Here is an 11,657-nt window from a genome sequence, read left to right as displayed (position 1 = left end):
TGACATGTATTAAAATATAAAAAATTAACGATAATATAGTTAGAACGATATAAATATATAAAACTTTAAGGAGGGTTAGATTTGGATAAGAAAAAATTACTTTCATTAGTGGTATCTTTTGCTATGGTTGCGACAGGAACTGTATTAGCAAGTGCAGACGAAATAGACGATATAAATGCTGTACCAGATACAGAAACGGGTATAACAATAGATGAATATAAAGAATCTCCATATAAAGTGGCTACTGTAAAGGATGGAAAATCAGTAAACGTAAGAGTTGACGGAAATACAAAAAGAGTAGCTGGTGAAGGAGAACAGTTCAAAGTTAAAGGAATTCAGGGAGAATGGGTTAACGTTGAAGATGGAGAAGATGATGCATGGATAGCTTCAGAATATGTAGCTATATCAGAAGGTGTTGCATTTACTACAGCATCGACATTAAACCTTAGAGCAGCTGACAATACATCATCAGAGGTATTAGAAGAATTAGATAAAGGAAGTGCGCTAGTAGTTGTTAAACAGGAAGGCGATTGGATACAGGTTAGAAATCAGGGTAAAGAAGGATATGTTCACGCTGATTATGTAACAGATGAGGCTCCTGTAATACCAACAGTAGACATAGAAGGAAATCTTATAGATGTACCTTCTGTAGATAGTTACAGTGCTCAGGCCGTATTAAACTTAGCATACTCTAAAAAAGGAAGTCCATATCTTTGGGGAGCAACAGGTCCAGATAAATTTGACTGTTCAGGATTTGTACAGTATGTATACAGTAATTCTGTAGGGGTATCTCTACCAAGAGTATCTTCTGACCAGGCAAATGTTGGAACAGAAATAACTAAAGATCAGCTTCAGCCAGGTGATTTAGTATTCTTCACAACAGATGGAAGTGGTGGGGTAAGCCACGTTGGAATATATGTAGGTAATGGATGTATGATACACTCTCCTCACAGTGGAGATGTAGTAAAAGTAAGCGACATAACATCTGACTACTATGCAAGCCATTTTGTAACAGCAAGAAGAGTATTATAATAAAATTTGAATGATATAAACGAGTCATCTTGTAAATTTACAGGATGGCTCTTTTTTATTGTATTATTTTTAGCGACAATGCGACTCGATTACCTGGAGTGAAAATAATACAATCATCTTTCTTGTAATTATGCTAAAATATAATTAATATAAGTTGACATTAGATAGGTAAAGGTGATAAGCTACTAATAGCTTTAAATTCGGTTCAGTGAGACCGAGAAGGAGGAATTTAAAAATGTTAAAATCAAGAAATCTAATACAGCCAGAAGATTTTACTGTTGAAGAAATAGATGAGGTTCTAGCTCTTGGACAGAGAATAATGAAAAATCCAGAAAAATACATACACGTATGTGATGGGAAACTTTTGGCTACTCTATTCTATGAACCATCAACAAGAACAAGACTAAGCTTTGAATCAGCTATGAACAGACTTGGCGGACGTATAGTAGGATTCTCAGATCCTAAAGCGTCATCTACAGCTAAAGGGGAAACTCTTCAGGATACAATGAGAATAGTATCTAACTATGTAGATATAATAGCTATGAGACATCCTGTAGCAGGTGCAGCAGCTGAGGCAGTAGAAGCATGTAGTGTTCCTTTCATAAATGCTGGAGACGGTGGAAACCAGCATCCAACTCAGACTCTTACAGACTTACTAACAATAAAAACTTTAAAAGGAAATCTTAGCGGCCACACAGTAGGACTTTGTGGTGATTTAAAATACGGAAGAACAGTACATTCTTTAGTAAAAGCAATGTCTAGATATCCAGATACAAAATTCGTATTTATAGCTCCAGATGAATTAAAAATGCCAGATAGTGTTAAAGAAGCTATAAAAGGACACGAATTTGTAGAAACTAACGATTTAGAATCAGCTATACCTGGCCTTGACATACTTTACATGACTAGAGTTCAGAGAGAAAGATTTGATGATATAGAAGAATACGAAAGATTAAAAGATACATATATACTAAACAAAGAAAAATTAACTGATGCAAAAGAAGATATGCTAATACTTCACCCACTACCAAGAGTGAACGAAATATCAACTGATGTTGACGATGATAAGAGAGCTGTTTACTTTGAACAGGCAAAATTCGGAATGTATGTAAGAATGGCTCTAATAATGAAACTTTTAGGAATAAAAGACCCAGAATAAACCATCAAAACTAATGCGAAGGAGAATATAAATGTACAAAATAATAGAAAACAGTTATATCGGCGAAGATATGTACAGAATGAAAGTCGCAGGAAAATTTGAAGGAAAAATGGGACAGTTCTATATGCTAAGAGCTTGGGACAAATACCCTGTACTTTCAAGACCGATAAGTATACACTACATAGATGAAGAAGGAATAACATTCCTTTATAAAGTAGTTGGAGAAGGAACAGAAATATTTGCTAAACTTGTTCCAGGAGATGAGATAAAACTTCAGGGACCATATGGAAATGGATACGAAAAAGTAGAAGGAAAAGTAGCTTTAGTTGGTGGAGGAATAGGTGTAGCACCTCTTTATTTAGTAGCTAAAACTATACCTGGATGTGATGCATATCTTGGATTTAGAGAAGAAGCGATATTAGTAGACGAATACAAAGAATTCTGTAATGAAGTTAAAACAACTACAGGAAATACATTCATAACAGATATATTAAACGTAGAAGATTACGACTACATACTATCTTGTGGTCCAACACCAATGATGGAAAAATTAGTTAAAATGTGCGAAGGTACAAACACAAGAATAATGATATCTCTTGAAAACCACATGGCTTGTGGAGTAGGTGCATGTCTAGTATGTACTTGTAAAACAAAATTCGGAAACAAAAAGACTTGTAAAGATGGTCCAGTGTTCTGGGGAGAGGATGTGATTTTCTAATGGCAGATTTAAGAGTAAAATTTGGAGAAATAGAATTTAAAAATCCTATAGTAATGGCCTCAGGAACATTTGGATTTGGTAAAGAATACAATGAATACTACGATATAAATGAACTAGGTGGAGTGAGCAGCAAAGGTCTTACTTTAAATGCAAAACCAGGAAACAACGGTTTAAGAATACACGAAACTCCATCTGGAATAATGAACAGTGTTGGTCTTGAAAACCCAGGAGTACAGGGATTTATAGACCACGAAATGCCTTTCTTTGGAAACCTAAACTGTGTTAGAATAGCTAACGTTGGTGGAGGATGCCTAGAAGATTATGTAAAAGGTGTTGAACTTTTAAATGATCAGGATATAGATATGGTAGAGCTTAACATATCTTGCCCTAACGTAAAAGCTGGAGGAATGGCTTTCGGAATTAAAAATGAAGTAGCTAGAGAAGTGGTAAGAGAAGTAAGAAAAGTTTGCAAACACCCTCTAGTTGTAAAACTATCTCCAAATGCAGAGGATATAGTTGGAATGGCAAAAGTTTGTGAAGAAGAAGGAGCAGATGGTGTATCTTTAGTAAATACATTTAAAGCCCTTGCAATAGACATAAGAAGAAGAAAACCAGTATTTGAAAATGTAACAGCTGGACTTTCTGGACCTGCTATAAAACCTATAGCTCTTAGAATGGTATATGAAGTAAGTAAAGCCGTAAACATACCAGTAATAGGAATAGGTGGAATATCTACAGCAGAAGATGTTATAGAATTTATAATGGCTGGAGCTACTGTAGTTCAGGTTGGAACTGCAAACTTTATGGACCCAGAAATAGGAACAAAAATAATAAAAGACCTTAATGATTTTATGGATAGAGAAGGAATAAAATCTTTTGATGAAATAAGAGGTATAATATAATAGATTAAAAAAATTATATTATAGTGTTCAAAAAATAGGAGTGTAATCTAAATGGATAAATTTTTAGAGTACAGACATCAAATAACTGCTGCATTTTGGGGAGTAATACTTCTAGTAATGCTATATCTTTATAAATTTAAAGGTATAAATATAAGTCCTGTAATGTTTTTAACTATAATAATATTGATGTTTACATCTCTAAAATATGCAAAAATAGTAAAAGAACATGAGCAGGAACAAAAAGAAAATAATAAAGAACAAGATAAAATAGACTAAAAGAAAAAGGTCATCTCAGAAGAGATGACCTTTTTTATTGCAACAGTATATCGAATTTATTCGACAAATAAATGGTCGTATAACTAGATTAGAACTATTTAGAATTATTAAATTTGAGCATCACTATTTTTTATTTCATCTAAAAATAATGAAACTGATCTCTTTGGTTTGAAATTTTTCTGAGAAATAGAATAGAAAGTTCTAGAAAATTCGTTGTCTATATCCATGCAGAATATTTCATTAGAATTTTCAAACTGCTCACAAGCGGAACCAGATAGTATAGAAATACCCATTCCATTTTTTACAGCTTCCTTTATTGAATAACTACTTCCCATAATGAAAACAGATTTGGGGATTATCTGTTTTTTGTTTAGAAAATACTCTGTTAAAAATCTTGTTCCAGATCCTTTTTCCCTTAAAATCCAATTCTGTCCACTTAGATTTTCATAAGAATGGATATTAGAAATATAAGTTTTATAATCGTAAGGGAAAATTAACTTCATATTTTCTTTAAAGCATTCCTGTTGTTCAAAATCATCAGACATAATCTTTCTGTCTATAATACCTATATCTGCATCTAGATTAACCAAATCTTTTTTTACATCGTCAAAACTTTTCATAGATAGTTCTATATTTATATTTGGATATTTCTTTGAAAACTCAGCTATATATTTTGGAAGAATATAATTTGTAGCTGAAGGAACAGCTGAAATTTTAATATCTCCAACAATATATTCCGTATCGATTTTAACTTCTAGCTTAGCAGCTTCGATTATACTTACTACTTCTTTAGCTCTTTTGTAAAGTAAATAACCCTGTTCAGTTATTTTTATAGATTTTTGTCTAACAGATCTGTCTATGAGTTTTTCTCCAAAATAGTTTTCCAAATTTTTGATGTGTACACTAACACTTGGTTGTGAAAGACTTAGGTACTCTGCAGCTTTGGTAAAATTCTTAATTTCAACAACAGCGATAAATGTTTTTAATTCCTCTAACAAATTTCTCGCCCCCCTTCTAAATAGTTAAAATTAGAAATTCTAGTATATTATAACATATTAAGCAATATAGAAATTAATTTACTAATTACAAAAAATGTATAATAATATTTATATATAGTAAATTTATTATAGCATATAAGGTAGATAAAAATACGATAAACAAAAATATAACTTTTTAATAATAATTTGATAGGGTATTATATTATTAAGTATGCAAATTTTAGATATAAAATTATAATTATGAAATTTATTGACGAGGTGCAAAATGAACATTATAGAAAAAGAAAACGGAATAATATTAGAAGACGTAGCAGACTTTGATCCAAAGCATATATTTGAATGTGGTCAGTGTTTCAGATGGAGAGCGGAAGAAGACGGCTCATACACAGGTGTTGCTATGGAAAAAGTAATCAACATAAAAAGAGAAGGAAACAATGTAATAATAGATAATACTACAAAAGAGGACTACGAAAACATATGGCGTGACTACTTCGATATGGACACAGACTATGGAAAAATAAAAAGTACTCTTAAAGAATTCGATGAATACTTAGACAAAGCAGTAGACTTTGGATGGGGAATAAGAATACTTAGACAGGACAGTTGGGAGATGTTAATTTCATTTATAATATCTTCAAACAACAGAATACCAATGATACAGAGAGCAATAGAAAACCTATCTGAAAGATATGGAAAAATGATAGGAGAGTATAGAGGTAAGAAATACTATGCATTCCCTACACCAGAAGAATTAAATAAAGCTACACAAGAAGAAATAAGAGAATGTAAAACTGGATTTAGAGATAAATACATAAAAAGTACATGCGAGTCGGTTGTAAAACTTGGACTAGATGTTAAAGACTTTAGAAAACTTAGCACAGAAGATTGCTGCAAAGAACTTAAAAAATTTAATGGGGTTGGACCAAAAGTTTGCGACTGCATAGCATTATTTGGTATGCAGAAGATAGACACATTCCCAGTCGATGTTTGGGTAAAGAGAGTAATGCAGGAATTCTACATTGAAGAAGATATGAGTTTACCTAAGATGAGAAAGTTTGCCCTTGAAAAATTTGGCGATATAGCAGGATATGCACAGCAGTATTTATTCTATTATGCTAGAGAATTAGGCATAGGAAAATAGGATTAAAAACAATTATTAATAGATATATAACATAGTCAAAAATTTCTGTAGAAAGTATTGAAAAATGAAAATAAAAGGTATATTATAATAATTGTTAGCACTCATAGTCTTAGAGTGCTAAACAAAAAATAAGCGATTAAACTTATAAATTGATATATAAATAGGAGGCGCTAGGTAATGAAAATAAGACCATTAGCAGACAGAGTAGTAATAAAAAGAGCAGAGGCAGAAGAAAAAACTGCAAGCGGAATAATACTTGCAGGTGCAGCAAAAGAACAGCCTCAGATAGCTGAAGTAATAGAAGTTGGACCAGGTGGAATAGTAGATGGTAAAGAAATAAAAATGGAGCTTAAAAAAGGTGATAAGGTTATATATTCTAAATACGCTGGAACAGAAGTTAAAGTTGAAGGCGAAGAATATATAATAATAAAAGAAGCAGATATATTAGCAGTATTAGAATAAGAAAAATAATAGAAGTATAGTCAAAAGATATCAGTATAAGTTTTGTTTTAGTTTGGGGAGGTAGTTAAAATGGCAAAAGAAATAAAATTCTCAGAAGATACAAGAAAAGCATTAGCAACAGGAGTAAATAAATTAGCTGATACAGTTAAAGTTACAATGGGACCAAAAGGAAGAAACGTAATACTTGATAAAAAATTTGGTACTCCACTTATAACTAATGACGGTGTAACAATAGCAAAAGAAATAGAACTTGAAGATAGATTTGAAAATATGGGAGCACAGTTGGTTAAAGAAGTTGCAGTTAAAACTAACGACATAGCAGGGGATGGTACTACAACAGCTACAGTACTTGCTCAGGCAATAATAAGAGAAGGTTTAAAAAATGTAACAGCTGGATCTAACCCAGTTCTTTTAAGAAAAGGTATACAGAAAGCTGTTGAAGTAGCGGTTGAACAGTTAAAAGCTCATTCAAAAGATATATCTACTAAAGAAGAAATATCTCAGGTTGCATCAGTTTCTTCAGGAGATGAAGAAGTTGGTAAATTATTAGCTGAAGCTATGGAAATAGTTGGTAAAGACGGTGTTATAACTGTTGAAGAATCAAAAACAATGCACACAGAATTAGACGCTGTTGAAGGTATGCAGTTTGACAGAGGATTTGTATCAGCTTACATGGTAACAGACGTAGATAAAATGGAAGCTGTTTTAGACAATCCATACATATTAATAACAGATAAGAAAATATCTAATATACAGGAAATATTACCTATACTTGAACAGATAGTTCAGCAGGGAAGAAAATTATTAATAATAGCTGACGATGTAGAAGGTGAAGCATTATCTACATTAGTAGTTAATAAATTAAGAGGAACATTTGATGTTGTAGCTGTTAAAGCTCCAGGATTTGGCGATAGAAGAAAAGATATGCTAGGAGATATAGCTACATTAACAGGTGCTCAGGTAATATCTGATGAATTAGGATACGATTTAAAAGATACTGAACTTTATATGCTTGGTAATGCAGCATCAGTTAAAGTTACAAAAGAAGCTACTACAATAGTAGGTGGTGCTGGATTTAAAGAAGCAATAGACGAAAGAATAAATCAGATAAGACACCAGATAGACCAGACAACTTCTGATTTTGATAGAGAAAAACTTCAGGAAAGATTAGCAAAACTTGCCGGTGGTGTAGCAGTTGTCAGAGTTGGTGCTGCTACAGAAGTTGAAATGAAAGAAAAGAAATTAAGAATAGAAGATGCTTTAAATGCTACAAAAGCAGCTGTTGAAGAAGGTATAGTAGCTGGTGGTGGTACAGCACTTGTAAGCGTAATACCAGCAGTAGAAGAGCTTGTTAACTCATTAGATGGTGAAGAAAAACTAGGTGCTAACATAATAAGAAAAGCTCTTGAAGAACCATTAAGACAGATAGCTATAAATGCAGGTCTTGAAGGTGCAGTTATAGTTAAAAATGTAATGGATGCAGACCTTCATGTAGGATTTGATGCATTAAACGAAGAATATGTAAATATGATAGAAGCTGGTATAGTTGACCCTACTAAAGTTAGTAGAACAGCTTTACAGAACGCTGCATCAATAGCAGGTGTATTCTTAACAACAGAAGCAGCTGTTGCAGATATACCAGAAAAAGAAGCAGATCCTATGGCAGGTGGAATGCCAGGAATGATGTAGTAAAAATATTTAAATATAAAAAACATTATAGTGTAAAATAAAATCTGTTTATCCTCCATTTAGCTGGGTAATATACTAGTATGAGTATATTGCATTTGATTGTACGAATTAATCAAATAGCTTGAATGGAGGATTTTTATTATGGAAAAGAAATTTATAAACACATCATTTTTATATGCAATACTTGCTATGATAGGAGGAGTATTCTACAGAGAGTTTGCAAAGTTTAATCAATTTGTTGGTGTAACAACGCTTGGAAAAGTACATGTACATTTATTTGTGCTTGGTATGATATTCTTCTTAGTGGTTGCACTTTTAGAAAAACAGTATAAAATTTCAGAAGATAAAAGAATAAATAAATTCTTTATTATATACAACGTGGGCTTAATAGGAATGGTAATTATGCTTTTAGTTAGAGGGATAACACAGGTTAAGTATATGGCTCTTACTACAGCGATGAACGCATCTATTTCTGGAATCGCAGGACTTGCTCATATAGTTATGGCAATAGGAATAATACTTTTCTTTATGATTCTTAGAAAAGCAGCAGATGCAAAATAGTAAAAATTAAAAATGCTTATAAAAGATATTGGTCGATTTTATATTTAACAACTTAAAATTTGATTGATATCTTTTTTTTTTATGAATAAAATATGAATTATTTATGAAATAAAGTTAAAAGATATAAGTACATAGGTTGACAATTTAATGATAAATCTTTTAATTGTTGGTAAATTAAAGTATAATAGATATATTATAATAGTTAACTATGCAAAAAAATAAAAATTTATATAAAGAAGGAGAGAAAATTGATGAAACATGAATTAGTGCTAGTCATAGACTTCGGTGGTCAGTACAACCAGCTGATAGCTAGAAGAGTAAGAGATAACAACGTGTACTGTGAAATACTTCCATGCACAACTGATATCGAAAAAATAAAAGCTAAAAACCCAATAGGGATAATATTCACAGGTGGACCTAACAGTGCATACTTACCAGATTCACCAACTATATCTACTGAAATATTTGAATTAGGTGTACCAGTTTTAGGTATATGCTACGGAGATCAGTTAATAGCACATCTTTTAGGCGGAAAAGTTGAAAAAGGTGGAAAACAACAGAAAGAATACGGAAAAACAGAAATAACTTACAAAGAATCTGCTTTATTCGAAGGAATAAACACTAACTCAGTATGGATGAGTCACACTGACTACATATCTGAATTACCAACAGGATTTGAAGTAATAGCATACACAGCTGATTGTCCAATAGCTGCAATGCAGAATGTTGAAAGAAATATATATGGAGTACAGTTCCATCCAGAAGTTGAACATTGTTTAGACGGAGATAAAGTTTTAAGAAACTTCTTATACAATATATGTAAAGTAAAAGGTGACTGGACAACAGATTCTTTCATAGAAGATAAAATAAAAGAAATAAAAGAAAAAGTTGGAGATAGAAAAGCTCTTTGCGGATTAAGTGGTGGAGTTGACTCATCTGTTGCAGCTGTATTAATGCACAGAGCTATAGGTGATAACCTAACTTGTGTATTCGTTGACCATGGTCTACTTAGAAAAGATGAAGGTGACGATGTAGAAAGAATATTCAGAGATAAATTTGATATGAATCTAGTTAGAGTTAATGCGGAAGATAGATTCTTATCTAAATTAAAAGGTGTTACAGAACCTGAAAGAAAAAGAAAAATAATAGGTGAAGAATTTATAAGAGTATTTGAAGAAGAATCTGAAAAATTAGGCAAAATGGACTTCTTAGTACAGGGAACAATATATCCAGACGTTATAGAAAGTGGACACGGAAACGGAGCAGCCACTATAAAATCTCACCACAACGTTGGTGGACTTCCTGAAGATGTTGATTTCCAGGAAATAATAGAACCATTAAGAGAATTATTTAAAGATGAAGTTAGAAAAATAGGTTTAGAACTAGGAATAGATGAAGATTTAATATTTAGACATCCATTCCCAGGACCAGGTCTTGGAATAAGAGTTATCGGTGAAGTTACAAAAGAAAAATGTGACATATTAAGAGAAGCCGATGCTATATACATGGAAGAATTAAAGAAAGCTGGATTATACAAAGAAATATGGCAGGCATTTGCTACACTTCCAGATGTTAAAACTGTTGGTGTTATGGGAGATGAAAGAACTTATGCATATCTTGTAGGTATAAGAGCTGTTAGTTCTTCAGATGGTATGACTTCAGATTGGTACAAAATGCCTTACGATGTATTAGAAAAAATATCTAATAGAATAGTAAATGAAGTTGAAGGTGCAAACAGAGTTGTATATGACATAACTTCAAAACCACCAGGAACAATAGAATGGGAATAAGATAAAATTGAAATTTAAATGCTTTAGATAATAAAAAGTGTGTTAGATGTATTTAGACAATATTTACATTTAGCACACTTTTTTATTTTACAATTATAAGAGGAGTGTATTTTTAACTCTCTTAAAAATAAAAAAGGAATTTTTTAATAAATTATGTATAATAAAAGAAGAGGTTCTTCATAATATAAGGGGGAAGAGTGTTATGGAAAATAGAAAAATTGAAAAATTAGACGTAGAAGCTTCATTATTAGGATTTGGCTGTATGAGATTTCCATTAGATCAAGATGGACATATTGAAGAAAAAGAAGCTGAAAAGATGATTGATTTAGCGATTGAATCAGGAGTTACTTATATTGATACAGCTTATCCTTATCATGATGGCGATAGTGAACCATTTGTTGGAAGAGTTTTAAAAAAATATCCTCGTGAAAGTTTTAAACTTGCAACAAAATTACCAATCTGGAATATTAATAGTCAACAAGAAGCAATTGAAATATTTGATTCACAATTAAAGCGATTAGATGTTGAATATGTTGATTTCTATCTATTACATGCACTAGATGCTGATAAATGGAAAAAAGTAAAAGAATATCATATTATTGAAATGTGTGAGGAACTAAGAAAACAAGGGAAGATAAAATATTTAGGATTTAGTTTTCATGATGAATTTAATGTATTTGAAGAAATTATAAGATATCATTCTTGGGATTTCTGTCAGTTACAATTAAACTATATGGATATGGAAATTCAAGCAGGACAAAGAGGTGTTGATCTTGCTAATGAATTAGGTATTCCGCTAGTTGTTATGGAGCCTATTAAAGGAGCAACTATATAGTTGTTAAAAATATAGTCAAAAATATACATATATAGACAAATATATTTTTACAAAAAGCTCCCTACATTCATAACGAGTGTAGAGAGGCGAGAAA

General features: G+C 31.8%; 12 protein-coding genes. 11 read left to right on the top strand and 1 reads right to left on the bottom strand.

The features are described 5' to 3' along the window. Nucleotides 1-81: 81 nt before the first annotated feature. The 5 genes from ACK2WN_RS04315 to ACK2WN_RS04295 all read left to right on the top strand — a co-directional run bounded on the left by ACK2WN_RS04315 (nucleotide 82) and on the right by ACK2WN_RS04295 (nucleotide 4,087). The gene (locus tag ACK2WN_RS04315; protein WP_300530037.1) at nucleotides 82-1,032 is read left to right on the top strand and encodes a C40 family peptidase; all 951 of its coding nucleotides are present in this window, start codon (nucleotides 82-84) and stop codon (nucleotides 1,030-1,032) included. 235 nt (nucleotides 1,033-1,267) lie between these two features. After that, nucleotides 1,268-2,191 (top strand): aspartate carbamoyltransferase, encoded by a 924-nt coding sequence (pyrB, locus tag ACK2WN_RS04310; RefSeq protein WP_300530039.1) that lies wholly within the window; start codon nucleotides 1,268-1,270, stop codon nucleotides 2,189-2,191. A gap of 31 nt (nucleotides 2,192-2,222) precedes the next feature. Next, complete coding sequence (locus ACK2WN_RS04305; protein ID WP_416154930.1) at nucleotides 2,223-2,909, top strand: dihydroorotate dehydrogenase electron transfer subunit; 687 nt, start codon at nucleotides 2,223-2,225, stop codon at nucleotides 2,907-2,909. Beyond that, a complete protein-coding gene (locus ACK2WN_RS04300; RefSeq protein ID WP_330000234.1) occupies nucleotides 2,909-3,811 on the top strand; it encodes a dihydroorotate dehydrogenase in 903 nt (300 codons plus the stop codon). Before ACK2WN_RS04305 ends, ACK2WN_RS04300 begins: the two co-directional genes overlap by 1 nt. Nucleotides 3,812-3,862: 51 nt before the next feature. Further along, entirely contained in the window at nucleotides 3,863-4,087 is a 225-nt protein-coding gene (locus tag ACK2WN_RS04295; protein ID WP_416154929.1) for a hypothetical protein, read from the top strand. Nucleotides 4,088-4,194: 107 nt separating this feature from the next. Here ACK2WN_RS04295 and ACK2WN_RS04290 read toward each other — a convergent pair whose 3' ends face one another. Further along, complete coding sequence (locus tag ACK2WN_RS04290; RefSeq protein ID WP_330000231.1) at nucleotides 4,195-5,085, bottom strand: LysR family transcriptional regulator; 891 nt, start codon at nucleotides 5,083-5,085, stop codon at nucleotides 4,195-4,197. A 265-nt stretch (nucleotides 5,086-5,350) separates the two neighbouring features. Between ACK2WN_RS04290 and ACK2WN_RS04285 the strand changes: the two genes are divergently transcribed. The 6 genes from ACK2WN_RS04285 (at nucleotide 5,351) to ACK2WN_RS04260 (ending at nucleotide 11,563) form a co-directional block, all read left to right on the top strand. Beyond that, nucleotides 5,351-6,226 (top strand): DNA-3-methyladenine glycosylase family protein, encoded by an 876-nt coding sequence (locus tag ACK2WN_RS04285; RefSeq protein WP_416154928.1) that lies wholly within the window; start codon nucleotides 5,351-5,353, stop codon nucleotides 6,224-6,226. A 177-nt stretch (nucleotides 6,227-6,403) separates the two neighbouring features. Then, nucleotides 6,404-6,688, top strand: a complete 285-nt coding sequence (locus tag ACK2WN_RS04280) for a co-chaperone GroES (RefSeq protein ID WP_178411266.1) — start codon at nucleotides 6,404-6,406, stop codon at nucleotides 6,686-6,688. Between the two features lie 69 nt (nucleotides 6,689-6,757). After that, complete coding sequence (gene groL / locus ACK2WN_RS04275; RefSeq protein WP_416154927.1) at nucleotides 6,758-8,377, top strand: chaperonin GroEL; 1,620 nt, start codon at nucleotides 6,758-6,760, stop codon at nucleotides 8,375-8,377. 141 nt (nucleotides 8,378-8,518) lie between these two features. After that, nucleotides 8,519-8,938: a DUF2871 domain-containing protein gene (locus ACK2WN_RS04270; protein WP_300531309.1), complete on the top strand. Its 420-nt coding sequence runs from the start codon at nucleotides 8,519-8,521 to the stop codon at nucleotides 8,936-8,938. Nucleotides 8,939-9,189: 251 nt separating this feature from the next. Next, complete coding sequence (gene guaA / locus ACK2WN_RS04265) at nucleotides 9,190-10,728, top strand: glutamine-hydrolyzing GMP synthase (protein WP_300531307.1); 1,539 nt, start codon at nucleotides 9,190-9,192, stop codon at nucleotides 10,726-10,728. Between the two features lie 202 nt (nucleotides 10,729-10,930). Further along, entirely contained in the window at nucleotides 10,931-11,563 is a 633-nt protein-coding gene (locus tag ACK2WN_RS04260; RefSeq protein ID WP_416154926.1) for an aldo/keto reductase, read from the top strand. The last annotated feature ends 94 nt before the right edge of the window (nucleotides 11,564-11,657 follow it).

This window comes from Peptacetobacter sp. AB800 (assembly GCF_047807365.1).
In the GTDB taxonomy this organism is placed as follows: domain Bacteria; phylum Bacillota; class Clostridia; order Peptostreptococcales; family Peptostreptococcaceae; genus Peptacetobacter.
The sequence above is the reverse complement of the archived record's forward strand: the minus strand, read 5'-3'. Positions and strand labels throughout refer to the sequence as shown.